The 25,059-nt window shown below is 73.2% G+C and carries 32 protein-coding genes and 1 pseudogene; 20 read left to right on the top strand and 13 right to left on the bottom strand.

The window, feature by feature from the left end; genetic code table 11:
- Positions 1-12 precede the first annotated feature (12 nt).
- Entirely contained in the window at positions 13-399 is a 387-nt protein-coding gene (locus Dvina_RS25885) for an STAS domain-containing protein (RefSeq protein ID WP_223105040.1), read from the bottom strand.
- Between the two features lie 63 nt (positions 400-462).
- On the opposite strand from Dvina_RS25885, the gene Dvina_RS25890 reads away from it, so the two are divergent.
- The 3 genes from Dvina_RS25890 (at position 463) to Dvina_RS25900 (ending at position 2,471) form a co-directional block, all read left to right on the top strand.
- Positions 463-1,668: a PP2C family protein-serine/threonine phosphatase gene (locus tag Dvina_RS25890; protein WP_223105041.1), complete on the top strand. Its 1,206-nt coding sequence runs from the start codon at positions 463-465 to the stop codon at positions 1,666-1,668.
- An 85-nt stretch (positions 1,669-1,753) separates the two neighbouring features.
- On the top strand, positions 1,754-2,044 hold the full coding sequence (locus Dvina_RS25895; protein WP_223105042.1) for a hypothetical protein: 291 nt from the start codon (positions 1,754-1,756) through the stop codon (positions 2,042-2,044).
- 10 nt (positions 2,045-2,054) lie between these two features.
- Positions 2,055-2,471, top strand: coding sequence for an MDR/zinc-dependent alcohol dehydrogenase-like family protein (locus tag Dvina_RS25900; RefSeq protein ID WP_380029823.1), 417 nt, complete (start codon positions 2,055-2,057; stop codon positions 2,469-2,471).
- Positions 2,472-2,503: 32 nt separating this feature from the next.
- Here the strand turns inward: Dvina_RS25900 and Dvina_RS25905 are convergent, their stop codons facing one another.
- On the bottom strand, positions 2,504-2,743 hold the full coding sequence (locus tag Dvina_RS25905; protein ID WP_223105043.1) for a hypothetical protein: 240 nt from the start codon (positions 2,741-2,743) through the stop codon (positions 2,504-2,506).
- 78 nt (positions 2,744-2,821) lie between these two features.
- Between Dvina_RS25905 and Dvina_RS25910 the strand changes: the two genes are divergently transcribed.
- Positions 2,822-3,406 carry a DUF5709 domain-containing protein gene (locus Dvina_RS25910; RefSeq protein WP_223105044.1) on the top strand — a complete coding sequence of 195 codons (585 nt, stop codon included), beginning with the start codon at positions 2,822-2,824 and terminating at the stop codon, positions 3,404-3,406.
- On the opposite strand, the gene Dvina_RS25915 is transcribed toward Dvina_RS25910, so the two are convergent.
- The 3 genes from Dvina_RS25915 to Dvina_RS25925 are packed head-to-tail and all read right to left on the bottom strand — an operon-like array spanning position 3,334 to position 5,993.
- The gene (locus Dvina_RS25915) at positions 3,334-4,194 is read right to left on the bottom strand and encodes an alpha/beta fold hydrolase (RefSeq protein ID WP_223105045.1); all 861 of its coding nucleotides are present in this window, start codon (positions 4,192-4,194) and stop codon (positions 3,334-3,336) included. The genes Dvina_RS25910 and Dvina_RS25915 overlap by 73 nt on opposite strands.
- Positions 4,195-4,204: 10 nt before the next feature.
- Positions 4,205-4,783: a hemerythrin domain-containing protein gene (locus Dvina_RS25920; protein ID WP_223105046.1), complete on the bottom strand. Its 579-nt coding sequence runs from the start codon at positions 4,781-4,783 to the stop codon at positions 4,205-4,207.
- Entirely contained in the window at positions 4,776-5,993 is a 1,218-nt protein-coding gene (locus Dvina_RS25925) for a hypothetical protein (RefSeq protein ID WP_223105047.1), read from the bottom strand. Before Dvina_RS25925 ends, Dvina_RS25920 begins: the two co-directional genes overlap by 8 nt.
- An 87-nt stretch (positions 5,994-6,080) precedes the next feature.
- Here Dvina_RS25925 and Dvina_RS25930 point away from each other — a divergent pair, with 87 nt between their 5' ends.
- Positions 6,081-6,740 (top strand): phosphodiesterase, encoded by a 660-nt coding sequence (locus tag Dvina_RS25930; protein ID WP_223105048.1) that lies wholly within the window; start codon positions 6,081-6,083, stop codon positions 6,738-6,740.
- A 4-nt stretch (positions 6,741-6,744) separates the two neighbouring features.
- Here Dvina_RS25930 and Dvina_RS25935 read toward each other — a convergent pair whose 3' ends face one another.
- On the bottom strand, positions 6,745-7,332 hold the full coding sequence (locus Dvina_RS25935; protein ID WP_223105049.1) for a hemerythrin domain-containing protein: 588 nt from the start codon (positions 7,330-7,332) through the stop codon (positions 6,745-6,747).
- A 120-nt stretch (positions 7,333-7,452) separates the two neighbouring features.
- On the opposite strand from Dvina_RS25935, the gene Dvina_RS25940 reads away from it, so the two are divergent.
- From Dvina_RS25940 to Dvina_RS25960, 5 genes are all read left to right on the top strand, one after another.
- Positions 7,453-7,830, top strand: coding sequence for a hypothetical protein (locus Dvina_RS25940; protein WP_223105050.1), 378 nt, complete (start codon positions 7,453-7,455; stop codon positions 7,828-7,830).
- A 76-nt stretch (positions 7,831-7,906) separates the two neighbouring features.
- The gene (locus tag Dvina_RS25945; protein WP_223105051.1) at positions 7,907-8,332 is read left to right on the top strand and encodes an ATP-binding protein; all 426 of its coding nucleotides are present in this window, start codon (positions 7,907-7,909) and stop codon (positions 8,330-8,332) included.
- Between the two features lie 69 nt (positions 8,333-8,401).
- Positions 8,402-8,821, top strand: coding sequence for a phage holin family protein (locus Dvina_RS25950; protein WP_246656454.1), 420 nt, complete (start codon positions 8,402-8,404; stop codon positions 8,819-8,821).
- Between the two features lie 361 nt (positions 8,822-9,182).
- On the top strand, positions 9,183-9,416 hold the full coding sequence (locus tag Dvina_RS25955) for a DUF3618 domain-containing protein (protein ID WP_223105053.1): 234 nt from the start codon (positions 9,183-9,185) through the stop codon (positions 9,414-9,416).
- Positions 9,417-9,429: 13 nt separating this feature from the next.
- Entirely contained in the window at positions 9,430-9,759 is a 330-nt protein-coding gene (locus Dvina_RS25960; RefSeq protein ID WP_223105054.1) for a hypothetical protein, read from the top strand.
- Positions 9,760-9,911: 152 nt separating this feature from the next.
- Here the strand turns inward: Dvina_RS25960 and Dvina_RS25965 are convergent, their stop codons facing one another.
- Together Dvina_RS25965 and Dvina_RS25970 are read right to left on the bottom strand one after the other, a co-directional pair.
- Positions 9,912-10,115 (bottom strand): hypothetical protein, encoded by a 204-nt coding sequence (locus tag Dvina_RS25965; protein WP_223105055.1) that lies wholly within the window; start codon positions 10,113-10,115, stop codon positions 9,912-9,914.
- 76 nt (positions 10,116-10,191) lie between these two features.
- A complete protein-coding gene (locus Dvina_RS25970) occupies positions 10,192-10,641 on the bottom strand; it encodes an Hsp20/alpha crystallin family protein (protein WP_223105056.1) in 450 nt (149 codons plus the stop codon).
- Positions 10,642-11,188: 547 nt separating this feature from the next.
- Between Dvina_RS25970 and Dvina_RS25975 the strand changes: the two genes are divergently transcribed.
- On the top strand, positions 11,189-11,725 hold the full coding sequence (locus Dvina_RS25975) for a hypothetical protein (protein ID WP_223105057.1): 537 nt from the start codon (positions 11,189-11,191) through the stop codon (positions 11,723-11,725).
- 105 nt (positions 11,726-11,830) lie between these two features.
- Here the strand turns inward: Dvina_RS25975 and Dvina_RS25980 are convergent, their stop codons facing one another.
- Positions 11,831-12,892, bottom strand: coding sequence for a LacI family DNA-binding transcriptional regulator (locus Dvina_RS25980; protein ID WP_223105058.1), 1,062 nt, complete (start codon positions 12,890-12,892; stop codon positions 11,831-11,833).
- Between the two features lie 101 nt (positions 12,893-12,993).
- Between Dvina_RS25980 and Dvina_RS25985 the strand changes: the two genes are divergently transcribed.
- A complete protein-coding gene (locus tag Dvina_RS25985; RefSeq protein WP_246656455.1) occupies positions 12,994-14,181 on the top strand; it encodes a phytanoyl-CoA dioxygenase family protein in 1,188 nt (395 codons plus the stop codon).
- 58 nt (positions 14,182-14,239) lie between these two features.
- Here the strand turns inward: Dvina_RS25985 and Dvina_RS25990 are convergent, their stop codons facing one another.
- Positions 14,240-15,244: a LacI family DNA-binding transcriptional regulator gene (locus Dvina_RS25990; protein WP_223105059.1), complete on the bottom strand. Its 1,005-nt coding sequence runs from the start codon at positions 15,242-15,244 to the stop codon at positions 14,240-14,242.
- 65 nt (positions 15,245-15,309) lie between these two features.
- Here Dvina_RS25990 and arfA point away from each other — a divergent pair, with 65 nt between their 5' ends.
- The 7 genes from arfA (at position 15,310) to Dvina_RS26025 (ending at position 22,187) form a co-directional block, all read left to right on the top strand.
- Positions 15,310-16,752, top strand: a complete 1,443-nt coding sequence (arfA, locus tag Dvina_RS25995; RefSeq protein WP_223105060.1) for an arabinosylfuranosidase ArfA — start codon at positions 15,310-15,312, stop codon at positions 16,750-16,752.
- 1 nt (position 16,753) lies between these two features.
- A complete protein-coding gene (locus Dvina_RS26000; RefSeq protein ID WP_223105061.1) occupies positions 16,754-18,073 on the top strand; it encodes an ABC transporter substrate-binding protein in 1,320 nt (439 codons plus the stop codon).
- A 4-nt stretch (positions 18,074-18,077) separates the two neighbouring features.
- On the top strand, positions 18,078-18,956 hold the full coding sequence (locus Dvina_RS26005; protein WP_223105062.1) for a carbohydrate ABC transporter permease: 879 nt from the start codon (positions 18,078-18,080) through the stop codon (positions 18,954-18,956).
- Positions 18,957-18,958: 2 nt separating this feature from the next.
- On the top strand, positions 18,959-19,777 hold the full coding sequence (locus Dvina_RS26010; RefSeq protein WP_246656456.1) for a carbohydrate ABC transporter permease: 819 nt from the start codon (positions 18,959-18,961) through the stop codon (positions 19,775-19,777).
- Complete coding sequence (locus Dvina_RS26015; protein WP_223105063.1) at positions 19,774-20,817, top strand: glycoside hydrolase family 43 protein; 1,044 nt, start codon at positions 19,774-19,776, stop codon at positions 20,815-20,817. Before Dvina_RS26010 ends, Dvina_RS26015 begins: the two co-directional genes overlap by 4 nt.
- Before the next feature lie 20 nt (positions 20,818-20,837).
- The gene (locus Dvina_RS26020; protein ID WP_223105064.1) at positions 20,838-21,572 is read left to right on the top strand and encodes a phosphodiesterase; all 735 of its coding nucleotides are present in this window, start codon (positions 20,838-20,840) and stop codon (positions 21,570-21,572) included.
- A 78-nt stretch (positions 21,573-21,650) separates the two neighbouring features.
- Entirely contained in the window at positions 21,651-22,187 is a 537-nt protein-coding gene (locus tag Dvina_RS26025; RefSeq protein WP_223105065.1) for a vitamin K epoxide reductase family protein, read from the top strand.
- A 4-nt stretch (positions 22,188-22,191) separates the two neighbouring features.
- Here the strand turns inward: Dvina_RS26025 and Dvina_RS26030 are convergent.
- A pseudogene (locus Dvina_RS26030) lies at positions 22,192-23,208 on the bottom strand (M20/M25/M40 family metallo-hydrolase); the annotation flags it as partial.
- A 69-nt stretch (positions 23,209-23,277) separates the two neighbouring features.
- Entirely contained in the window at positions 23,278-23,556 is a 279-nt protein-coding gene (locus Dvina_RS54470) for a hypothetical protein (RefSeq protein ID WP_246656457.1), read from the bottom strand.
- A 260-nt stretch (positions 23,557-23,816) separates the two neighbouring features.
- Here Dvina_RS54470 and Dvina_RS26035 point away from each other — a divergent pair, with 260 nt between their 5' ends.
- Positions 23,817-24,050: a CDGSH iron-sulfur domain-containing protein gene (locus Dvina_RS26035; RefSeq protein WP_223105066.1), complete on the top strand. Its 234-nt coding sequence runs from the start codon at positions 23,817-23,819 to the stop codon at positions 24,048-24,050.
- Here the strand turns inward: Dvina_RS26035 and Dvina_RS26040 are convergent.
- Positions 23,999-25,027 (bottom strand): iron-containing redox enzyme family protein, encoded by a 1,029-nt coding sequence (locus Dvina_RS26040; protein ID WP_223105067.1) that lies wholly within the window; start codon positions 25,025-25,027, stop codon positions 23,999-24,001. The genes Dvina_RS26035 and Dvina_RS26040 overlap by 52 nt on opposite strands.
- Positions 25,028-25,059: the final 32 nt, after the last annotated feature.

Consider the following 25,059-nt stretch of genomic DNA (forward strand, 5'->3'; position numbering starts at 1 on the left):
CGTTGTACACGGTCAGTCGGCCGCGGCCGCCGCGGCGGTGGGGTACACCGGCAGGATCCACGTCAGGTTGGTGATGTCCAGGACGCTGCGCACCATCGGCTGGACGGCGGCCAGCCGCAGCCAGCCGCCCGCCGCCACCAGCGCGGTGCGGGTGCGGACGAAGACGTTCAGGGCGCTCGAGTCGCACATCGGGACGTTGGCGAGGTCGAAGATCACCCGCGGATGCCTGGCCGGGTCGACGGCGGCCAGGGCCGTGACAAGTGGCTGGAGCGTGTCGAACAGCAGGCGGCCGGAGACGCAGACCACTGTCGGGTCCCCGTCGAGGATCTGCACCTTGACCAGGTCTGCGGGGTTGCCGCCGGGTTCGCCGCCTCCGTCGCCTGCGTAGGAAGTCTGCACGTCCGGCAGTTTATCCGGCCCGCTCCGCGGGCGGCGCGGGGTGATCTGCGAGAGGGTGGATGCGTGTCGCCATCTGTGAACGAGCCGTGGCCCTGGCGGGCCGCCGTCGCCGATCTGCTCCAGCGGACCCGGCTGGCCCAGCCCGACGAGCTCGCCGGCGAGGTGAGCGCGGCCGCGGCCCCCCTCGGCCTGGCCGCCCGGATCTACCTGGTCGACCAGGAGCAGCGCAACCTGCACCCGGTGCCGCAGCCGGAGGTGGCGACCCCGGAGCCGCTGGCCGTGAACTCCACAGCGGCGGGACGGGTGTTCATGACGGTGCAGGGCGTCACCGAGGGCAGCAACGTGTGGCTGCCGCTGCTCGACGGCAGCGAGCGCCTCGGCGTGCTGCACCTGGCGGCCGGCGGGGCCCCCGTGCCGCCGGACGAGAGTTTCCAGGCCGGCTGCGACCTGTTCTCCCAGCTCGTGGGCCACATGGTGGCGACCAAGATCCCCTACGGGGACGCGCTGCTCAAGGTCAAGCGGACCCGGCGGATGTCGGAGGCGTCGGAGCTGCTGTTCCGGCTGCTGCCGCCGCTCACGTTCGTGTCGCGGCGGATGGTCGTCTCGGCGATCCTGGAGCCCTGCTACGAGGTCGGCGGCGACGGGTTCGACTACGCCTCGGACGACTCGACGCTGTTCTTCGCGATCTACGACACGGCCGGGCACGGGCTGCGGGCCGGGCTCGGCACGGCGACGGTGATGTCGGCCGTGCGCTCCGCCCGCCGTGGCGGCGACGACCTGGTCGGGCTGGCCCGGGCCGCGGACCGCGCCCTGGCGGCGTACCTGCCCGAGCTGCGCTTCACCACGGCCGTCCTGTGCGAGCTCGACGTGGCCGGCGGGCGGCTGCGGTACGTCAACTGCGGCCACCCCCGCCCGCTGCTGCTGCGGGGCGGCAAGGTGGTCGCCAGCCTGGACGACGGGCGCCGCCTGCCGCTCGGGCTGGACGACCCGGGGACCGAGGTGGGCGAGGAGGTCCTCGAACGCGGCGATCGGCTGCTGCTGTACACCGACGGCGTGACCGAGACCCGGGAGCGGGGCGAGCAGTTCGGCATCGACGCCCTGGCCGACCTGCTGGAGCGCACGACCGGTGACCTGCCCGCGCCGGAGGCCCTGCGCCGGCTGTGCCACGCGGCGCTGTCCCGTTACGACGGCCCGCCGACCGACGACGCGACGCTCATGCTCGTCGAGTGGTCCCACGAGGCCGTCCGGGCGATGGTCCCGACCGCGTGACCGGGGGCCGTCACCCGGACGCGGGTGCGGGAGACGCCGAGGGGGCAGCAACGACGTCTCCCGCGAATCCGCGCTGCGCTACGGCGTGACCGCCTGCTTCACGTCGGCCGTGGCGTCGCGGGCGTTGCCCTTGGCCGACTCGGCCGTCGTCTGGGCGGCGCCCCGGGCCGTGCTGCCGACCTCGGCCGCGCGGGTCGCCCCCGGCGCGGACCCGCAGCGGGTGCGGCGGCTGCGCGCGGCGCTGCGGGCGGCGCGGTCCCTGGCCGAGGTCGGCGAGGTGCTGCGCCCGGACGCCCCGGCCACGACCAAGCCCACGCTGACCGGTGCGCCGCTGGCGTACGCGACCCGGCACGGACGCGAGGAGGGCCGGCTGTGAAGGCGCTTGTGTGTCGTCGTTCATCGCGTGCGGGCAGTGCTGGTACTGCCGCCGCGAGGAGTACTCGCTGTGCGACAACGGCAATACGAACCCCGCCGTCACCGAGACCATGTGGGGCGCCGCGCCCGGTGGCTGCTTCGGCTACTCCCACGCGATGGGCGGCTTCGCCGGCAGCCACGCGCAGTACGTCCGGGTGCCGTTCGCCGACGTCGGCCCGTTCACGGTGCCCGACGGCGTCAGCGACGAGCGGGCGCTGTTCGCCTCCGACTCGGCCGCGACCGGCTGGATGGGCGCGGACCTCGGCGGGGTGCAGCCGGGAGACGTGGTCGCGGTCTGGGGCGCGGGCGCGGTCGGGCAGATGGCGGCCCGCGCGGCCCTGCTGCTCGGCGCGGAGCAGGTCATCGTCATCGACCGGTTCACACCCTGATCGTCCGGTTTCGGCCCGTCATCACCGGCCCGTCAGTGCGGCCCGGTCCGGCCGGTGAAGTCCGGCCGGGCCGTGGCGCCGCCGTCCTCGTCGAGCGCCTGCTGGATGCCGGCGTCGTTGCCCGACTCGTCGTCGGTCTGCCCGTCGTCGGCCGAGGTCGCGACCGCGTCGACCAGATCGGCGAGCGGCAGGCGCTCCTCGTCGCGCCAGACGCCCGCGGGGCGGGTGTCGTCCGGGCCGGTATCGTCGGGGCGGGTGTCGTTGGTTGCCATGCGACAGCGCTACCCCGGCGGGGGATCGGCAAACGAAAGCGCTGTGTGGGTTCACCGGCGCCGGGTACCAGTACCGGCATGCGCACTGACGACTACCCGAACCCGGTGTCGGACCCGGAGGCCGCGGGCCTGCCCGGCACCGCCGATGACGACTCCACCGCCCGCGACGACGGCGAGTCCGTCCGCATCGCCGACGGCCCCGACCCGAGCGCGCTGCCGCTGGACCGCGACGACCAGCCGCTCGCCATAGATCACTTCGGCACGACGCCGGAGGAGGCCCGCGAGGGCGAGCCGCTCGACCTGAAGCTCGAGCGCGAGGTCCCGGACCCGGCGCTCGAGGAGATCGGCGAGCCCCGGCCCGACGCGCGGGCGGTGGCCGACACCGAGGAGACGTTCGACCCGGACGCCCTCGCGGCCGATGTCGACGCGGTCGAGCAGGGCACCGTCATCGACGATGCGCCCGTCGAGCCGAACCTCGACTCCCCGGTCTCCATGTACGACACGGGGATCGGCGGCGGCAGCGGCAAGGTCGGGCGGCTGGTCGAGCCGGACGAGGGCCTGGGGCCGGACGAGGAGAAGGACGCGATCGCCTACGACGCCGGCTCGGCCGGTGGCGGCGCGAGCGCCGAGGAGGCCGCCCTGCACGAGGTGCCGGAGCTCTGAGCCAGCGCCGCGACGGCCGCCCCGGCGGTCGTGACGGCGTTGTGCCCGGCCAGCGGAACCTCCCCGACCATGGCGTTCGGTGTGCGGGCGGCGGCCCGCTCCAGCCAGCGCCGGGGTGCGATCGGGTCCCGCTCGCCGCGCAGGAGCAGCGTGGGGACGGTACCCACCAGCGGCAGCCGCTCGTCCATGCGGTGCTCCACGCAGCGGCGCAGGGTGCCCAGCACGCGCCGTGGCCCGGCGTCGCGAAGGTCGGCGGCGAGAATCCGGGCCTGCCAGGGGTCCTCGCGGGCCAGATCGCGCAGCCAGCGCCCGATCTGGCCCGCGGCGCTCGCCGCGGCCGGGTCCACCGTCGGGCCGACGAGCACCAGCGCCGACACGAGATCGGGGCGGACGATCGCCAGCTCGACCGCGACCTGGCAGCCGAAGGAGTTGCCGAGCACGCCGGCGGGGCCGATCCCGGCCCGGTCCATCCAGGCCGCGACGACCTCGGCGTGCCGGCGCGGGCCGTAGATCTCCCGCGGCTTGTCCGACAGCCCGAAGCCGGGCAGGTCCGGGACGTGCACCGATGCCGGGGCCAGGGCGGCGGCGGTCGGCATGAGGTAGCGGTGGGACACGGCCAGGCCGTGCAGGAGCACCCAGGCCGGCGCGCCCGGCGTCAGGTGCTCCCGCACGTGCAGCCGCAGCCGCCCGGCGCACACGTTGTGGCTCACGAACCCGAGGAACGGGTGCGGCGCGGCGACGGCGGCGCGGCGTTCGGCGCGGCTCATGCGGGCCAGGCGGAGTGCCATACGCCGGCGTTCAGCCCTTGCCGTCCGCGGCACGGCGCACCGCGTCACGGACCCGGTCCACGACCGCGAGGATCGGGCCGCCGGCGATGTTCGCCTTCGCCGACTCGGCACCGGGGTGCGGGCGGGTCGGGGCGACCTTCTCCGCCGCGGCGAACGCGGTGGCCAGGCGCTGCAGCCGCTCGGCCGGCACGTGGGCGCGCAGGTGTGGGAACTCGTAGCGCTCCTCGTGCCGGGCGTGCTCCAGCACCGAGGTGCGCAGCAGGAGCAGCCCGGTGTCGAAGCCCTCGGCGTCCACGCCGGCGTCGATGAGCTCGGTCAGCGTCTCCTTGGCCAGGCGCTCCTCGGCGAGGCGGTCCTCGACCATGGCGTCGTTGTCGCCGAGGGTGCGCGACAGCGGGTGGATGAGCTCCTCCTCGGCCGTCTCGTGCACGGCCAGCAGGCGCACGAGATCGTCGAACGCCTGCTTGCGCGCCTCGCCGGTGGCGCCGGTCACGAGCAGGAACTGCTCCTCGATCCGGGCGTGCTGGAGCAGCAGCAGGTCGACGACGTCCTCGGTGCGCGGGTCCAGCACGGCCTCGCGGTCAGGCACGGCGGGCTCCCTCGCGGGCGCGGAGGGACTCGACCGGGTGCGGGCCCTCGGTCTCGATGCGGTACTCGTCGCCGAACTTCTCCCGATGCATGTCGATGACCTCCTCCGACGGCGGCTTGCCACCGGCGTGGAGCTGCTCCTGCATCCACTCGAAGCGCTCGTGGGCCTCGCGGACGTAGCCCTCGCCGAGTTTGGTGAGATCCATCTGGGTGGCCAGCAGGCCGCGCAGGAACTCCTTGTTCGGCTCGAACAGCAGCGGCTCCGGCACACCGGCCGCGCCGACGATCTGCTCGGGCTCCCGGCCGTCGTACTGGCGCAGGAGGTCGGCGGCCTGCTGGAGCTGGGCCAGCTCCATCTGCAGGTGCAGCTCCCAGATCGCCTTGATCCGCGGGTCGCTCTCCTGCTCCATGAACGAGTAGTACAGCCAGCACTCGTTGTACTCGTGGGTGATCAGACGCTCCCACATCGTCTCGCCCGGGTCGACGAGCGACTCGTAGTGCGTGACGTGCTCCTGCTCGATGAGGCTGATCTCCTGGTACAGCTGGCGGGCGATCGGCTCCATGTACTGCGGGCCGACGTTCATGTAGTACATCATCACCTGCTGCTCGGCCGACAGGATCGTCAGCGCGTGCAGCTTCGAGCGCGGGTCGACCAGGTCCTTGTCGTAGGGGGCGCGCACCTCGTCGAACGGGTGGCGGTGCTCCAGCGCCGTCGGGCGGCCGGGCATGACCTCGGTCAGCGCGTCGACGATCTTCTCCGCCCGGCGCCGCTCGACCATCTCGTAGAGGTTCGCGTACCGGTACAGGTGGTCGAAGTCCTCCAGCACACCGAACTCGTAGGCCTGGCGGAGGTACGGGTCCGGCTCGTGGCGGGCGACCCACGCGGTGAGGTCGACGGCCACCTGCTCGTAGCCCAGTGTCGTCTCCAGCACGCTGGCCAGCCCGGGCAGCAGCCAGTTCACGGTGCGCTGCTGCTGGCTCTCGACGTAGCGGGTGTACGCCAGCAGCTGCTTGACCTGCGGGTCCGGGCACATCCGGGCGAACTGGTGACTGAACATGATGGCCTCGACCTCGATGCCGTTCATCGTGATGATGCGGCACCTGGTGTACGGGTCCACGGCCTCCGGATCGACCGGCTCCACGTTCAGCTCACGCCAGCTGCGGATCTGCTCCTGCAGCGGAATTCCCTTGTGATCCAATGGATTGAACACGGCGGCTCCCTTCCCTGCCGCCGCTACCCACGGCCCCCGCGGCAAAACAATCCATTGACGCGCCCCGTGCGGGGTATCGGCGATGGCATGAGCATGCTGACCGCGGCGGTTCGCACGGCCGCACACGCGCGCGGCGCCCGCCTGCTGCACCCGCGGGGCCGGACGTTCACCGGAGCACTGACGACGTTCGGCACCCGCGGCCACCGCTGGGGCGCCGCGCTGCTGGACGAGCCGGCCGTCCACCCGGCCGTCGTGCGCGTCTCGAAGGGCGCCCCGACCCCGGCCGGCTGGCCCGACGTGCTTGGCCTGGCGATCCGCCTGCCGCAGCCCGAGGGTGACGTCGACCTGCTGCTGTCCAGCTGCACGGCGGTGCCGGTCCTGCGGCACCTGCCGTGGCCGCGGCGCGACTTCGGCGGGCGCTACGGCACGCTGCTGGCCTACCGGGCCGGGCGCCGCCGCGTGTTCCTCGCCACCCAGCCCGAGCCGGGCCTGGGCAGCACGCTCGACGCCGTCGTGCGCGCCGCCGCCGGCCCGGGCATCCAGCTGCCGCTCGTGGCCGCCTCCCGCTGGGGGAGCTGGCGGTCGTTCGCGGTCCTGCGGTTCGGGCCGGTCCTGGACGCCGGGGCCGACGCGGCGCTCGCGTTCGACCCGATCGCCAACGCCGCCCCCGACCTGGCCCCGGTAGGCCTGGTGCAGCGGCTGCGCCAGCCGGTCTACCGGGCGTCCCAGCAGGGTCGCGGACGCTGAGCCGTCACCCCTTCGGAGCCGCCGCGTCGGTCCTGCGGGCCGCCGGGTTCCCGGTGATCCGGGCCGGCTTGGCGTTGCGGGCCAGGTGCTCGGTCGTGCGGGCCGGGGCGGCCACCAGGTTGACCGTCCCGGGCGGGCCGGACAGCGGCTCGAGCTCGGCGACGAGCGCCTGGCGGGTCTGCTCGAAGGCGGCGCCGAGGCGTTCGCGCTCGGCGGCGTCGACGGCGCGGCGCAGGGCCGGCAGTACCTCCCGCTCCTCCTCCTGCACGTGGTGGTCCACGGCCGCCACGAAGGCGGCGAACGCCTCGTCGAAGTGCGGCGAGCCGGTCAGGTTCCGGGCCGAGCGCAGCAGGTGCTCGGCCTCGTGATGCTCGTCGATCGCGTGCCCGACCTCCTCGTCCCCGTCCGGCTGCGACCGCTCGATCGCCGGGTACACCTCCTGCTCCTCGGCCCGGGCGTGGGCCGTGAGGCGCACCGCGACCTCGTTGAGCAGCGCGACCCGGTCGCCGGTGCCGGAGCGGACCCGGTCGAACAGTTCCTCCATCGCGCGGTGGTCGCGCTCGATCAGCTCGGCGGCGTCTGTCGTGCCCATGGGAGTACCCCCTGCAGATGCGTGTCGGGTTGTCGCCGTTTCGGCGGGTCCACCCGTGCCCGGCCGATGCCGCGGCAAACACCCGGTTTGCGTTCGGCCATCGACGGAGATCACCCGGTCATGACGAATCGCGTCCGGCCGCCGGTGCCGGTCCTCACTGTTGTGATCATCTTCGCGCTCTTCACGCTGTTTGCGCTGATCGCCCTCGCGGTGTCGGTCCGCGGCTCCGGGTTCGGCGAGGACGCGGGCATCAGCCTGGGCCTGGCCGCGGTGTGCGGGGTCGTCGGGTCCCGGCTCTGGTTCGGCGCGCAGATCGCCCGCTGGTTCGCCGTCGCGATCGGCGTGTTCATGGTCGCGGTCGCCGTGTTCAACGCCTCGACGCCTGCCGTCGCGCTCCTGTACGGCGGGCTCGGCCTGGCGGTCATCGGGCTGCTCACCGGCCCGCGCAGCGCCCGCGAGTTCTTCGCCCGGGGCCGGGAGGTCGGCATCGCCCGTTGATCACCGTCGTCGCGTGTGCCGCGCCCGCTACGGGGTACCACTTTCATGCGGACCTAGTGATTGGCGGGGGAAGTGAATGCAGGACGACGGTGGCGTACTCGGTGACAGCGCACTGCGCTGGAGCCCTCGCAACGGCAGCGAGGTCGGGATCGCGGCGGCGGCGCGAGCCTGGGTGCTCGCCGCGCTGCCCCGGCTGCTGACCCGGCCGGCCGCGCCCTGGTTCTGCGACAACGTCGAGTTGCTGGTGTCCGAGCTGACCGCCAATGCCCTGCTGCACGCGGGCGGCGTCGAGCACATCGACCTGGAGCGCAGCGGCGACGTCCTGCGCATCTCGGTGCACGACCCGAGCACCGACGAGGCCATCGCCCCCCGCGCACCGGCCCCCGACGTCGACAACGGCCGGGGCCTGCTGCTCGTCGAGGCACTGGCCGCCCGCTGGGGCGTCCACCAGCACCCCGGCGACGGCAAGGACGTGTGGCTCGAGCTGGCCCTGGATCGATGATTCGGCCTCCGGAACGTTTGTGTGCCCGATGACCAGGGAACGGGTCACGCAACTGAGGAGGTGACGGCCGTGGCCGATTTTGGTGGAGCTCACGAGGCCGCGTCCACGGCCGAGCTGGTGAAGCGCGCCGCGGAGCAGATCTCGACGCTCGTGCGCGACGAGCTGGCGCTGGCGAAGGTGGAGCTTGTCGAGAAGGGCAAGCGGGCGGGCGTCGGTGGCGGCCTGTTCGGCGCGGCCGCGGTCCTGGCCTGGTTCGGGGTCGGGCTGCTGCTGACGCTGCTGGTCGTGCTGCTGGACCTCGTCTGGCCGCTGTGGCTCGCGGTGCTCGTCGTGCTCGTCGTGGTCCTCGCCGCGGCCGGTGTGGCCGCGCTGCTGGGCCGCAAGCAGCTGCAGCAGGCCGTGCCGCCGGTACCGCAGCAGGCGGTCTCGGGCGTGCAGCAGGACGTGAACACGGTGAAGGCCGCCGTGCGCGAGGGGCGCAGCGCATGACCGGTCCGGAGCTTGCGGAGGGGCCGGTCATCGGGGGGTGCAGTTCGACGGTCGTGCGCCCGGAGCGGAGCGGAGGGTGCATGACCGGTCCGGAGCTTGCGGAGGGGCCGGTCATCGGGGGGTGCAGTTCGACGGTCGGGCGCCCGGAGCGGAGCGGAGGGTGCATGACCGGTCCGGAGCTTGCGGAGGGGCCGGTCATCGGGGGGTGCAGTTCGACGGTCGGGCGCCCGGAGCGGAGCGGAGGGTGCATGACCGGTCCGGAGCTTGCGGAGGGGCCGGTCTTCGGGGGGTGCAGTTCGACGGTCGTGCGCCCGGAGCGGAGCGGAGGGTGCATGACCGGTCCGGAGCTTGCGGAGGGCGCATGACCGCGCCCCAGGACCCGGTCGTTCTGCGCGCCGAGATCGCGGCGACGCGGGCCGACCTGGCCGGCACGGCCTCGGAGCTGGCCGCGAAGACCGACGTCAAGGCCCGGGCCCGAGACGCCGCCGCCGCGGTGGCCGTCGAAGCCCGCCGCCCGCTGCCCTGGGCCGTGCTCGCCGCGGCCGGCGCGAGCATTGCCGTGATCGTGTACACCGTCCGCCGTTGGCGGGGATGAGAGGGAGATTTGCATGCGTCTGCTGACTGTGGCCGCGGGAGTGGCCGTCGGCTATGTCCTCGGCACGAGGGCGGGGCGGGAGAAGTACGACCAGATCGTCGCCAGCACCGGGCGACTGCGCGCCAACCCGACCGCGGGGCAGGCGGTGCAGACAGTGCAGGAGCTGTTCACGTCGCCCACACCCACGCCGTCGCCCGGCCCGTCGCCGGCCGTGACGGCCACGCCGTCGCCGGCGCTCGACCCGGCCGGGGTGGCGCCGAAGCCGCGGAAGCGGACCCCGGCGAAGGCCACGACGAAGCCGATCACGCCTGAGACTGCGTCGGATCTCGAGACGCCGGTCTGAGCTTATGTACTGGTGCGCCGGCCGCTCGTGGAGCGGCCGGCGCACTGTGCTGTATCCGGTTTGTGGTGGTTGTTGGTGCCGATAAGTCGGGCGCTTCGCGCCGCGCCTTATCGGATTTATACGGCGTCGCGGTTTATGCCGGTTTTATGGCGTCAAGCGGGGCGAAATCGACAGAGGCGGCTGCGCGGCCCGCGGCGGCGGACCGGCACCGCGGCTCGGCCGGCGGTGCGGCTCTGACCGGTGAGGCCGGTCAGGCCGGCGAACTCAGCGCGGACGAGATCGTCGTCGCGGCTGATCAGTTCGGCGAACACGGCGTCGTAGTCCCGGTCCCATTCCGGGGAGAGTCCCGTGTGCATGGTTCGATCACCACCTGCGGGCACCGCACCGCCGACCGCTCGCCTCCGATGCGCCCGGCGGTGCGGTGGCCGTGTGTCAGCTGTTGAGGACCTTCTGATCCGTGTGGGTGGCGGCGGTGCCGACGGCGACCTTGCGGGGCTTGGCCTTCTCCGTGACCGGGATGCGCAGAGCCAGCACGCCGTTGTGGTAGGTCGCCTGGATTCTCTCCGTGTCCAGCGACTCGCCGAGGAACATCTGGCGGGAGAACACGCCGAGAGGGCGCTCGGACAGCGTGACCTGGGCGCGCTCGCCGAGGTCGGCCGGGCGTCGCTCGGCCCGTACCGTCAGGACGTTGCGCTCGACGCTGATGTCGATGGCGTCCTGGTCCACCCCCGGCAGATCGAACACGATCACGAACTCGTCGCCGTTGCGGTACGCATCCGCGGGCATCGCCGACGGGTGGGTCCAGGTGCCGGCCGTGGGCGCCCCGAACAGCTGCTGGGCGAGCCGGTGCACCTCGGTGAAGGGTTCGCTGCGCATCAACATGACTGCCACCTCCTGCACTCGACTGATGAGTCAATGCGCGATACCTTCGTTGTACCACGTCATCGTTCCGACGACAACCAGAACGTCAACGAACCGATGACATTGACCCGGAGTCCAGATGAATCTTGTTGCCGCCATCGCGTCCGTCCTGGCCACGATCGACCAGATCAACGCGGCCCAGGCCCTTCCTGCCCAGGCCACCTCGGGCCCGGCTGTTTCCGATGAGGCCGTCTCGGGCCCGACTGCCTCCGATCACGCCGTCTCGGCCCGTGTAGCTGCGGGGGACACGGTCGACGATTGGGCCTTGGCGGGCCCGGACGGCTCCGTCGGGCGTGGGCGCCCCGGTGTCGGTCGGGGCAGCGCCATGGTGGCCCACACTGAGGCGGCTGACGCTGGGTCGGGCGGCACCGTGGCAGCCACCGCCGCGTCGGGCGGCGCTGGGTCGGGCAACCGCGGGGCGGGCGGGGCAGGATCAGGCGGGGCTGGGTCGGGCGGCGCTGGATCGGGCGGAGCGGGACCGGGCGGGGTGGAGCCGGTCGATGCCGAGGTGATCCTGCGATCGCTGGTGGTCCTCCGTGCAGTCCAGGACGAGCTGGCCCGGATCGAGCCGGACCTGATCGCTGCCGCCCGCCGGGCCGGCGTCAGCTGGCAGGCCCTGGCCCCGGCGCTGGGCGTGGCCAGCCGGCAGGCCGCCGAGCGCCGCTACCTGCGCTCCGCCACCGCCACCGCCCCCGGCCACACCCGGGACGGCCGGGTCCGTGCCGAGCGCGACGAGCGGGCCGGCACCAAAGCGGTCGCCCGCTGGGCCAACGCCCACTCCGCCGACCTGCGCCGGATCGCCGGCCAGATCAGCGGCCTGACCGACCTGCCCCGAGCGGCCGAACACGACCTGGACCGCCTGCACGCCGCCCTCGGCCACACCGACGCCGCCGCCCTGCCCGCCCTCCTGGCCGAGGTCCGCCCCCACCTCGAGCACCACCCCCACCTGGCCGGCCAGATCGACGAGGTGACCGCCGGCACCACCGAGGTCCGCCGCCGCACGGGCCGCGCCCGCGCCGCCCGCCGCGACGCAGCGACCGACTGACAACCGCCCGCCGCGACGCAGTGGCGCATTGACGCATTGGCCGGCTGGCAACCTCCGGCCGCCTCGAAGGTGCCGGAGCGGGTGGCAGTCGTGGGCGGGCGGTGGTCAGCGGTGGGTGCGGGTGGCGGTGCTCTCGCGCACCACGAGCTGGTGGGGGATGACGATCGAGCGGCCCGGGTTGCCGGCGGCCGGGGTGCCGCTGGAGGGGATTGCGCCGGCCGGAGCCAGCCGAGTGGCCAGGCAGTCGAGGGCGGCCTCGGCGATGGCGGCCTTGTCGGGGGCGATCGTCGTCAGCGAGGGTGTACTGAACCGGCCGTCCTCGATGTCGTCGAACCCCACGACCGCGACGTCGTCCGGGACGCGGCCGCCGAGCTGGTACAGCGCTCGCATCGCGCCCAGGGCCAGCTGGTCGGTGAAGCAGAACAGCGCGTCGAAGCGGCGCGTCTCCTCGACCAGGCGGCGCAGCGCGGCGGCGCCGTCGGGGCGGTGCAGGCGGTCGACCTCGAGCTCCAGGGCCGGATCGGGGCGGATGCCGGCCTCGGCCAGCGCGGTTCGGTACCCGCGGTGGCGCTGCTCGGCGGTCCCGTTGGCCAGGTGGGGCTGCAGGCCGATGGCGGCGATCCGGCGGCGGCCCGTGGCCAGCAGGTGATGGGTGGCGGCCGCCGCGGCGGTGACGTTGTCGATGGCGACGTGGTCGAAGAGGCCGTCGGCGTCCTGCTCGCCGAGGAGGACGACCGGTGGCCCGCCGGCCGGCCGGGCCCGCAGGTCGGCGGCGCCGAGTGACCATGGACTGAGCAGCAGCCCGTCCACCGCCTGACCGCCCGGGGTACGGCCCCCGTCCAGCAGCCGGCGCTCCCGGTCCGCGTCGCCGCCGGACTGCTCGACGAGCACGGTCCAGGCCCGGCGCTCGGCCGCCTCGGTCACGAGCGCGGCGAGCTCCCCGAAGTACGGCGACGCAAGCTCCGGCAGCACCAGCCCGATCAGCCCCGACCGGCCGCCGCGCAGGGTCCGGGCCGCGGCGTTCGGCCGGTACTGCAGCTCCTCGATCGCCCGCTGCACCCGCTCCCGGGTCGCCGGCGCGACGAGCGGGAAGTCGTTGACCACGTTCGACACGGTCCGGATCGACACACCGGCGCGCTGCGCGACGTCCTTGAGGCTGGCACCCACGTCCGCGATGGTACGGGACGAATTGCCACGTTGCATGCCACGTTGCAATCGAGTCGTGCGCACCACTTGCAACGTTGCATGCCACGTTGCAAGCTGAGGACATGACGACTTCGACCAGCGCGTTCTCGAATCCGGCCGGCGCGCACCGGGACGCGGCCGCCAATGGCCCGTCCCCGGCTGCCGTCACCCCGTCCGCGTCCGCCGTCAGCTTGGCCCCGGCCGCCGTCGGTCGGGACGTAGCCGCAGCCAGTCGGGAGGTAGCCGCCGGCCGGGACATGGCCACCGTCGGCGCGGCCGCGACCGCCGCCCTTGACGCCCAGCAGCCGTCTACGACCGCGCGCGAAGCCGGTGCGACCGAGGCTGAGGTGCCCACGGTGGCCGAAGTGCGCGCGGCGGCTGAGGTGCGCGCAGCGGCCACGGTGCCCACGGAGGCCCAGGTGCGCGCGGCGGCTGAGGTCCGCGCGGTCGCCGAGGTGGCGCAGGTGGATGTGCAGCGGGCGCGGGATGAGATCTACCGGGATGGGATCACCGCGCTGCGCGGTGCGTTCACGACCGAGTGGGCCGATCGGATGCGCGAGGACATGCAGGCCGCCCTCGACGAGGCGCTGGCCCGGCCGGACGGGGCCGTCGGGCGCGGGCCGAACCGCTACTACGTGGAGATCCACCCCGAGCAGCTGCGCGGGTTCGTCGACCTGGTCACGCACCCGTGGGTCGTGGCCGTCTGCGAGGCCGTGCTGGGGGCGCAGTACACGATCGTCGAGCTCGGCTTCGACACCCCCGGGCCGGGCGCCCTGGATCAGCCCTGGCACCGCGACTTCCCGATGCACGAGGTCACGCGCAGCAGCGGGCGGCTCAACTCGCTCGCGTTCAACCTGACCGGGGTCGACACGACCGAGGCCATGGGGCCGTTCGAGATCGCGCCCGGGACGCAGTTCGACGACGAGCCGGCGTTCGCGCACGGGATGTTCCCGCCGAAGGAGTTCTACCCGCGGTATCTGGAGCGGGCCGTGCGCAAGTATCCGCGCCGCGGTGACATCTCGGCCCGGTCGGCCCTGACCATCCACCGCGGCACCAGGAACGTCTCGGACACCTCCCGGCCGGTGCTGGTGCTGGGGGTCGACGCGCCCGGGGCCGGCAACGACGAGCGGCACGACATGGCCGTCACCCGCGACTACTACGCGGCCCTGCCCGCGGCCGTGCGCGACCACCTGGCGTGCACGGTCGTCGACGAGCTCACGCCCATCCGGCAGAAGCACACGATCGAGGGGCTCGTCATGGGCGAGGCGTAGCGACGACGTGCTCTCAGGGACCGCAAGGCGGTGCTCGTCGGCGGGCGAGGCGCGGCGGCTACGCGCTCTCGCGGACCGTCAGGCGGTGCGGGACGAGGCATTCCTGAGGCGGCCGCTGCGAGGAGCCCGTGATCCGCTCGGCCAGGAGGTCCACGGCCAGGCGGGCCAGCCGCTCGATGTCCGGCTCCACGGTCGTCAGCGTCGGGATGGAGAACCGGCCGTCGTCGATGCCGTCGAAGCCCGCCACCGCCACGTCGGCCGGCACGCGCAGGCCGGCGTCGTGCAGGGCCCGCAGCGCCCCCAGGGCCAGCGTGTCGTTGAAGGCGAACACGGCGTCGAACGCGACGCCGGCGTCGAGCAGGGCGCGGATGCCGGCCGCCCCGTCGGCGCGGTGCCAGCGTTCGGCCGGGGCCAGCAGCTGCGGGTCGGCCGGCAGGCCCGCGGCGGCCAGGGCGGCCTGGTAGCCGGCCAGGCGCAGCCGCGCGCTGACGCCCTCGGCGGTGTGCTGGACGCCCAGCGCGGCGATCCGGCGCCGGCCCGCGCCGGCCAGGTGGGCGGTGGCCTCGCGGGCGGCGGCGACGTTGTCCACCGCGACGTGGTCGGCCGGGCCGAGGCCGTCGACGACGTCGACGCGCTCGCCCAGCAGGACGGTGGGGGTGGTGCCGTCCAGCTCCGCGCCGGTCAGGGCGAGGGGGCTGAAGATGAGGCCGTCGACCAGGTGGTCGCGGATGCCGGCCGCGACCTCGCGCTCGCGGGCCGGGTCGCCGTCGGTGTGGTCGACCAGGACGGTCCAGCCGTGCGTCGCGGCGGCGGTGACGATGTGGCGGGTGAGCTCGGCGAAGTACGGGTTGTCCAGCTCCGGCACGGCGAGCGCGATGATCCCGGTGCGGCCCTGGCGCAGGTTGCGGGCGCTGAGGTTCGGGCGGTAGTCGAGCGCGGCGATGGCCGCCTCGACCCGGGCGCGCGTCTCCGGGCGAATGTGTGGATATCCGTTGACCACGTTGGAGACGGTCTTGACCGAGACGCCCGCCCGCTCGGCCACATGTTTGAGGCTGTGCCGCACGAGCAGCACTGTACCGCGATCATGCCTCTTTACAACGTTGCCTACAACGTTGTAAAACGTCCAACATGCACACCGCACGCGTCGTCATCGATCCCGCGTTCCGCATCGGCGAAGCCGACCGGCGGCTGTTCGGGTCGTTCGTCGAGCACATGGGCCGCTGCGTCTACGGCGGGATCTTCGAACCCGGGCACCCCAGCGCCGACCCGCTCGGCCTGCGCCAGGACGTGCTCGAGCTGACCCGCGAACTGGGGGTGAGCGTGGTGCGGTACCCCGGCGGGAATTTTGTTTCCGGGTATCGGTGGGAAGACGGGACCGGGCCGGTGGGGGATCGGCCCCGGCGCCTGGACCTGGCCTGGAAGACCATCGAGACAAACGCGTTCGGCCTGGACGAGTTCATGGTCTGGGCGCGCGCCGCCGGGGTCGAGCCGATGCTGGCGGTCAACCTCGGCACGCGGGGCGTGCAGGAGGCGCTGGACCTGCTGGAGTACGTCAACCACCCCGGCGGCACCAGCCTGTCGGACCGCCGCCGCAAGCACGGCGCCGAGCAGCCCTACGACGTGAAACTGTGGTGCCTGGGCAACGAGCTCGACGGGCCGTGGCAGGTCGGGCACAAGACCGCCGACGAATACGGCCGCCTCGCCGCCGAGACCGCCCGTGCGATGAAGCTGATCGACCCGAGCGTCAGCCTGATCGCCTGCGGCAGCTCCAACCGCGGCATGGCCACGTTCGCGGCCTGGGAGGCGACAGTCCTCGAGCACACCTACGAGCACGTCGACTACATCTCCGCGCACACCTACTACGACCCGTCCGACGGCGACCGGGCCAGCATCCTCGCCTCCGCCGTCGACATGGACGCGTTCATCGACGAGGTCGTGGCCACCGCCGACCACGTGGGCGCGAAGCTGCGCAACCGCAAGCGGCTCAAGATCTCGTTCGACGAGTGGAACGTCTGGTATCAGTCGCGGCTCCAGCACGACCTGGACCGGCGCGGCTGGGTCGAGGCGCCCGCGCTGATCGAGGACGACTACACCGCCACCGACGCCGTCGTCGTCGGTGACCTGCTCATCACGCTGCTGCGCCACGCCGACCGGGTCGGGGTCGCCTGCCAGGCCCAGCTGGTCAACGTCATCGCGCCGATCCGCACCGAGACCGGCGGGCGGGCCTGGCGGCAGAGCATCTTCCATCCGTTCGCGCTCACCGCCCGCCACGCCCGCGGCACGGTCCTGCGCACCGAGCCGGTGACGCCGTCGCACGACACCAAGCGCTACGGCCCGGTCCCCAGCCTGTCCACCGTCGCCGTGCACGACGACGAGACCGGTGCCCTGTCGGTCTTCGCCGTCAACCGCGGCGAGACACCCCTGAGCGTCGAGCTCGACCTGCGGGCCTTCCCGGGCCTGACCACCACGGAACACCTCACCCTGGACGGCCCACCCCGCCGTCTCGACACCGCCGGCCGGATCACCGTCGAGCTGGCCGGCGCTTCCTGGAATCTGATAAGGAGCAGCTGAGATGACCGCCATCAGCAGACGCCGCGTACTCGGCTACGGACTCGGCCTGGGCGCCGCCGCGCTCGGCCTGGCCGCCTGCGGCGACGACGCGAACGACACCCCCCAGGCCGCCGGCAACGGCGGCAAGGACTACACCGGGCCCAAGGTCCAGCTGAACCTCTGGAACGGCTTCACCGGCGGCGACGGCGACATCTTCAAGAAGCTCGTCGACCAGTTCAACGGCGAGCACACCAACATCGCGATCACCGTGGCCACCTACAAGTGGGAGGACTACTACGCCAAGCTCCCCGGCGCGGTGTCCAGCGGCAACGGCCCCGACATCGCCGTCATGCACATCGACATGCTCGCCACCTTCGCCGCCCGCAAGGTGATCCAGCCGATCGACGACGTCGCGAGCGCGCTCGGGCTCTCCGAGTCGGACTTCGCGCCGACGGTGTGGAAGGGCGGGATCTACCAGGACAAGCGGTACGGCATCCCGCTCGACATGCACCCCGTCGGCCTGTACTACAACAAGGCCCTGTTCCAGCAGGCCGGACTCGACCCGGCCAAGCCGCCGACGAACAAGGCGGAGCTGGAGAGCGCCCTCGGCGCGCTCAAACAGGCCGGCATCCAGGGCTTCTGGGTCAGCCCGTTCCAGTTCACCGGCGGCATGACCGCATATTCGCTCGTGTACCAGTTCGGCGGCTCCCTGTACAACGCCGACGCCACCAAGGCGGCCTTCAACTCCACCGAGGCCGTCGACGCCGTCAGCTGGTTCACCAAGCTGATCGCCGACGGGCACTCACCGGCGAACGTCGGCCAGGACGCGGACTACCTGGCCCTCAAGAGCGGCAAGAACGCGTTCAACGTCAACGGCATCTGGCAGGTCAACGACCTCAAGAAGAGCCCCGACGTGCAGTGGGGCGTGGCGCCGGTGCCGCAGCTCGGCAGCAAGAAGGCCGTCTGGGCGAACTCGCACAACTTCACGATCGTGCAGCAGAAGAAGGCCGACGCCAACAAGGTCGCCGGGGCGAAGGTGTTCATCAACTGGCTCAGCCAGCACTCGCTGGACTGGGCGGCCGGCGGGCAGGTCCCGGCCCGCAACGCGGTGCGCGAGGACCCGAAGTTCAAGGAGCTCGCCGAGATCAGCACGCTCGCCGCCGAGCTGCCCGACGCCGTCTTCCCGCCGGCCGCGCCCGGCATCGGCGACGTCACCGCGCTGTTCTACACCGCGTTCAACGAGGCGGTCCTCGGCAAGAAGACGCCGAAGCAGGCCCTCGACGACGGCGTGGCGAAAGCGGACAAGCTGCTGGAGGACAACCGGAAGAAGTACGGGAGCTGACGTCATGCACGGGCGGGCCACCCCCTATCTCTTCCTTCTGCCGTACCTGCTGGTGTTCGGCGTGTTCGGGCTGCTCCCGATCGGGCTAGGGGTGTGGCTCAGCCTGCACCAGTGGGACTTCTCGCTGCCCAACAAGCCGTTCACCGGCCTCGACAACTACCTCGAGCTCTTCCAGCCCGACTCGCTCGTGTACGGCGACTGGTGGGAGAGCGTGCGCGCGACCGCGATCTTCACGGTGGCGTCGGTGCCGCTGCTGGTCGTGCTGCCGCTCGGGATCGCGCTGCTGCTCAACCGCGAGTTCCCCGGCCGCACGTTCTTCCGGGCCGTGTACTTCGCGCCGTACGTGCTCGGCGTCGCCGTCATCGGCCTGCTGTGGCGCTTCCTGCTCGACGCGAACCTCGGCTTCGTCAACGCCCTGCTGGGCGAGCTCGGCCTGCCCGCGGACACGCCCTGGCTGACCGGGACGCCGTACGTGTGGGTGTCGCTCGTCGGCGTCACCGTCTGGTGGACGTGCGGCTTCAACGCCGTGATCTACCTGGCCGGGCTGCAGGATATCCCGGCCGAGCTCTACGAGGCGGCTAAGGTCGACGGGGCCTCGGCCTGGGCCCGGTTCCGGCACGTGACGCTGCCGGGCCTGCGCCCGGTCCTGCTGTTCGTCATCACCACGACGATCCTGGCCTCGGCCAACATGTTCGGCCAGTCGTACCTCATCACGCAGGGCGCCCCCGGCACGGAGACGCGCACCGTGGTGTCGTACATCGTCAGCCTCGGCCTCGGGTCCAACGACGCCGGCCGGGCCGCGGCGATGAGCGTCACCCTGACCCTGATGCTGGCCCTGGTCAGCGTGGCCAACTTCCGGCTCTTCCGCTACCAGGAGGACTGACCGTGCGCCGCCTCGCGCTCTACGCCATCCTGGTGCTGCTCACCGCGGCGTTCCTCGTGCCGCTCGGGTGGATGGTGCTCACCTCGCTCAAGACCTACCCGGCGGCCCAGCACAGCCCGCCGACCTGGCTGCCCGACCCCGTGTCCGGCTACGGCTACCACCGCATCGTCGAGCCGGGCTCGCAGAACCCGGTCCTGCGCTGGTTCGCCAACAGCATGCTCGCCGCGACGCTCAACGCGGCACTCGTCGTGGCGACCGCCTCGTGTGCCGCCTACGCCCTGGCCCGCATGCAGTTCCGCGGTCGCCGGCTCATGTTCGGGCTCATCGTGGCGACCCTGTTCGTGCCGCCGGCGACGCTCATCGTGCCGAGCTTCCTCGTCGCCGACACGTTCGGCTGGCTGGACACGCTGACCGTTGTCGTCGTGCCGAGCGCGGCGAGCGCCTTCGGCGTGTTCTTCCTGCGCCAGTTCTTCCTCTCGCTGCCCCGCGAGATCGAGGAGGCGGCGATGCTCGATGGGGCCACCCAGTGGCAGGTCTTCACCCGGGTGGTCCTGCCGCTGTCCCGCCCGGCCCTGGCGACGCTCGTGGTGCTGCAGTTCCTCACCAACTGGAACGACTTCCTGTGGCCGATCTTCGTGCTCTTCAGCCCCGGCCGGCTGACCCTGCCGGCGGGCCTGGGCCTGCTGCAGGGCGAGTACGTCAGCGACTACCCGGTCATCATGGCGGGCGCGGTCCTGGCCAGTGTCCCGGCGCTGGCGCTGTTCGTGGTCGCGCAGCGGTACATCATCGAGGGCGTCTCCCGCAGCGGCCTGAAGGGATGAGACGCGCCCTGCTGGCCCTGACCCTCCTGCTGAGCGCATGCTCCGGCGAAGCGAGCCGTCCCGACGCCACCTCCACCGGTTCCACCTACGCCGGCCCCACCTACACGAACCCGGTCTACACCGGCGACGCCCCCGACCCGCAGGCCGTCCGCGTGGGCAGCACCTGGTATCTGGTGCACACCAACGCGGGCGGCCGCAACGTCCCGGTGCTGACCTCGCCCGACCTGGTGCACTGGACGGCGGCCGGGGACGCGCTGCCCGCGCTGCCGGCGTGGGCCGACGGCGGCCGGACCTGGGCGCCGGAGATCATCGAGCTCGCGCCGGACCGGTACGTGCTCTACGTGACGGTGGCCGACCGCGCCTCGGGCCGGCAGTGCATCGCGACAGCCGTCGCACCGCGCCCCGAGGGCCCCTACCGCGCCGACTCGCCCGGCCCCCTGGTGTGCCAGGCCGACGAGGGCGGATCGATCGACGCGAGCCCCTTCAAGGACGGCGACTCGCAGCTGTACCTCCTGTGGAAGAACGACGGCAACGCGACGGGCCGGGACACGTGGCTGTGGTCGCAGCGCCTCGCCCCCGACGGCCTGTCCCTGCTCGGGGCGCCGGCCCGGCTGATCCGCCAGAGCGAGCCGTGGGAGGGCCGGGTCGTGGAGGCCCCGTTCATGTGGCGGCGGCCGGGCGGCACGGGCCGCGCCGGCGAGACGCCACCGGCCGGTGCGCGGCTGCTGCTGTTCTACGCGGCCAACGCCTACGACACCGCCGACTACGCGGAGGGCTACGCCGTGTGTGACGCCCCGCTGGGCCCGTGCCGCAAGCCGCCCGGCAACCCGCTGCTGGCCTCCCGCGGCCCCGCGTCCGGCCCGGGCCACGCGTCGATGGTCGAGGTCCACGGCCGGACCTGGCTGCTGTACCACGCCTGGCCACGCGGCGCCGAGGGCTCGACGAGCCCGGGCCGGCAGCTGTGGCTGGACGAGGTGACCTGGGACGGCGACACTCCGCAGGTGCGCGGGCCGTCCGCGTCGGCGCGCCCCGTCCCCTGATCGCCGGTACCGTGGAAGGGGTGCTCATCGCCCACCTCAGCGACCTCCACATCGGCGCCACCCCCGCGACAGTCACGCGGCTGGAGCAGGTGATCGCCTATCTGCAGCGGCTGCGGCAGGCCCCGGACGCGATACTGGTGACCGGGGACCTCGCCGATCACGGGGCGGAGGGGGAGTACCTGATCGTCGCGGGCCTGCGCCGGCTGGGCGCGCCCCTGCTGGTGCTGCCCGGCAACCACGACGACCGCGCGACGATGCGCCGGGTGCTGCTCGGCGCCGAGCCGTCGCCGGAGCCGCTCAACCAGGTCGTGCACGTCGGCGATGCGGTGTTCGCGCTGTGCGACTCGAGCGTCCCCGGCCACGCCGAGGGCCTGCTGTCCGACGCCACGATCGGCTGGCTGGAGTCGGTCCTCGACGAGGCCGGCGAGCGCCCGTCGTTCGTGTGCTGCCACCACCCGCCCGTGCCCGTCGGCAAGCCCGCGGCCGACGCGGTCAAGCAGGTCGGTGCGTGGCGGCTGGCCGCGCTGCTGGAGTCGCGCCCGAGCGTCGTGGCCCTGTGCTGCGGCCACATCCACAGCGCCGCGGTCGGCGCGTTCGCCGGCAAGCCGGTCCTGGCCGCGCCCGGCGTCGAGTCGACGATGCTGCTGCCGTGGGAGCCGCCGGACCGCCCGGACCCCGGGCCGGCGCTGGCCTTCCACCTGTTCGAGGACGGCCGGCTGACCACCCACTACCGGGCCGCGGTCAGCGCCGGCTGAGCGCGGCCGCGCCGCTACCGCGCGGATCGGGGCCGACCGATGCGGTTGAACGGCCGCCGGCGGGGGAACGCGAATGGCATGCTCGACTTGTTCAGGCGCGCGTTCGACGGGCCGTCGGCCTGGCCGGCCCGGATCATGGGGGCGGTGCTGGCGATCGCCGGCCTGGCCGTGTCCGTGCGGCTGGCGCTGTTCCAGTACGGGGTGACCGCCGCGCCGTGGGAGCCGTGGTTCGGCGACGGCAGCGTCCGCGTGCTCGAGTCGGCGTTCTCGCGGGCGCTGCCGGTGCACGACGCGGCGCTCGGGGCCGTCGCATACCTGGTGGAGGCCGCGCTGGAGCTCACCGGCGGGACCCGGCGCTGGAAGGCGCACCCGTGGCTGGTGCTGCTGCTCGGCCTGGTCTCGGCGGCCATGGCGGCGACCGCGCTCGGGCTGCTGATCCTGCAGGCCGCGGTCGTCGGCGCGTTCTGCACGCTGTGCCTGTTCTCGGCGCTCGTCTCGCTGAGCGTGCCGTTCCTCGTCGCCCGCGAGGTGTTCGCGGCCTGGGGCGAGGTCCGGCGCGGCCGGCGATACGGGCTGAGCTGGCCGGCGGCCGTCCGCGGCGGCCAGCCGGCCTGAGCCGTCACCGCCCGAGCCGCTCCCAGAAGTGGGCCAGGGTCGCCGCGCCCTTGAGGAGCATGTCGACGGATACCCGCTCGTCGCTGTCGTGCCAGCGGTCCTCGGGCAGGCCGGTGCCGAAGAACACCAGCGGTGCGCCGATGGTGCGGGCGAGGAGCTCGGCCGGGCCGCCGCCGGCGTTGCCCATCCGGCCGGCGGGGCGGCCGAAGCCGTCCTCCATCGCGGCGGCGAGGGCGAGGACGGCCGGATGGTCCGGCGGTGACTCGTACGCGTCGCCAGTCGTCCGCTCGGAGAGGGTCAGCTCGTAGTCGACGGTGTCGGGCAGGTTGGCGGCGACCCAGCGGCGCAGCTGGTCGGCGACGTCCGTCGCCTTCTGCCCGGCCACGGTACGGATGCTCAACCCGGCCGTGGCCGCGGACGGGATCGCGCCGCGGGCCGCGCCGACCGGGTCGCCGGCCAGCAGGGTCAGCACCTCGGCCGCGGGCCGGGTCCACAACTGCTCCAGGACGGTGAACCCGGCCTCGCCACGGGCGCTGCGGGTCTCGGAGCGGGCCAGCCAGTCCTCCTCGGTGAAGGGCAGGGCGGCCAGCTCGGCCCGGCGGCGCCCGCTCGGGCCGATGACGTCGTCGTAGAAGCCGGGCAGCGTCACCCGGCCCTTGTCGTCGTGCAGCCGGCCGATGAGCCGGGCCAGCTCCACGGCCGGGTTGGGGGCCGGGCCGGAGACGGCACCGCTGTGCACGTCGCGCAGCGGGCCGCGGACCTCCAGTGTCGCCGACACGATGCCGCGGATGCTGGTGCACACCGCGGGGTGCTCGGCCCGCCACATGAGCGTGTCGGAGAAGACGATGAGGTCGGCGCCGAGGCGGTCGCGGTGCTCGTCGAGCAGGTCGGCCAGGTGCGCGGACCCGGTCTCCTCCTCGCCCTCGACCACGAGCTTCAGGTTCACCGCCGGTGCGTCGCGGCCGGTGGCGTGCAGGTGCGCCCGGACGCCCCAGAGGTGGGCGAGGAACTGGCCCTTGGCGTCGGAGGCCCCGCGGCCGAAGACGTAGCCGTCGCGGACCGCGGGCTCGAACGGCGGGGTCTCCTCCCACTACTCGTCCTTGGCCGCGCGCACGTCGTGGTGGCTGTAGACGAGCACCGTCGGCGCGCCGGGGGCGGCGCACCACTCGGCGTAGACGGCCGGCGCGCCGGGCACCTTCCAGATGTCCACGACCGGGAACCCGACCGCCCGCAGCTCCCCGGCCAGCCAGTGCGCCGAGCGCAGCAGGTCCGGCTCACGCTCCGGCAGCCCGGCGACGGAGCGCAGCCGGACCCAGCCGATGAGCTGCTCGACGAGCTCCGCCTGATGCCGGGCCAGAAATTCGTGCACCGCCGCCTCCTCCAGGTCGTCGCGAGCCGCAGCAACTGCGGGGCGAGCCACGGCGCGACGACCTGGCGTACCCCGGCCGGGGTGAGGTGCGGGCCGTCGCTGCGCACCCGGATACCACCCACGGTCCAGATGAAACGACCGTCCGGGCACAGCACGCGATTGAGGTCCAGCAGCGCCGGATGGCCGGGGTGCCGGGCCGGCGTCAGCAGCGGGCCGTTCACCGGACGTTTCACCCTCGCCGGCCTGGGCACTGCGCCTGCATGGACAACGCTGCCTCGATCACGCCGTGCGAAGACGGCCCGCTGCTGCTGCGTGGCGATTTCACGCTCGTCACCCAGGACGGCGAAGTGATCGACCCCGGCCGCCGCACGGTCGCGCTCTGCCGGTGCGGGCGCTCCGCGGTGAAGCCCTTCTGCGACGGTACCCACAAAGTAGTCGGCTTTCAGGCGCCCAGCGCACCGGCGAGCGGGCGCCCGTTGGCGATCGACGACTGATCGCGCAGGGAGCTCTCGCCGGCCGCCCAGCGGTCCAGCAGGTGCCCGGCGAAGCGCGCGTCCAGGGCGAGGGCGCACGCCGCCCCGAACAGCAGCAGCGAGGTCTGCTCCGGGCCCGCCTCCGCGCAGAACGAGCCGCACAGGTCGTGCGCGGCGATCTGCTCGTGGACGGCGTCGGCCTCGACGTGCTCGTCGTAGAACCGGGTCGCGTCCGCGCCGAAGCCGAGGCGGCGCAGCCCGTTGCCGTAGCGGCGGTTGGGCAGTGAGGACGTCATCTCGTACACCGCGAGGTGCCCGACGATCGCGCCGAGCAGCCGCCGGTTGATCCCGAACAGCGACATCAGGTTGTTGATGGCCAGGGTGACCGCCGGTGCCTGCTCCAGGTACGCCCCGTAGGCGGTGTCCAGGCCGAGCTCGCGCATGGTGGTGCGGAACAGCTCCGCGTGCATGCGCTCCAGGCGGCCGCCGCCGTACTCGTCGGCCTGGATCTCGACGAGGGCCGCCTTCGCCCGGCCCGTGAGGCGGGGGATCGCCCACGTGTGCGGGTCGGCCTCGCGGTGGTGGTAGACCGAGCGGTGCATGACGAACTCGCGGAACTGCTCGAGCGTGGCCCGGCCGGTGAGGTACTTCGACAGCGGCGGCCCGTCGTCGGCCTCCACGATGGCCGCGAGCGCCCGCGGCACCTCGTTGGCAGGGACCGGATCCGGCATCGGTACCAGCGTGCGCAGCGCGGACTCGAAGCGGCGCTCGGCCGCCTGGTGCAGCGCCAGGCGCGACGGATGCCACTCCCACCCGTCGTCGACGCCGTCGAACCCGCGGTAGTGCAGCTCGTAGCCGATGTGCAGGGCCAGCTGGAGGTCCTCGTCGGCGAGGGGGTCGCCGGAGAGGTTCACGAGCGGCAGCAGCGTGCGCGGGGGACCGGCGAGTGCGTCGACGAGGGTGGCCGACAGCGGCCCGCGCGGTTTCGGAAGCTCCATAGGGTGATCGTTCCCGGGCAAACTTCGGTTAA

This window comes from Dactylosporangium vinaceum (genome assembly GCF_019904175.1).
Taxonomy (GTDB): domain Bacteria; phylum Actinomycetota; class Actinomycetes; order Mycobacteriales; family Micromonosporaceae; genus Dactylosporangium; species Dactylosporangium vinaceum.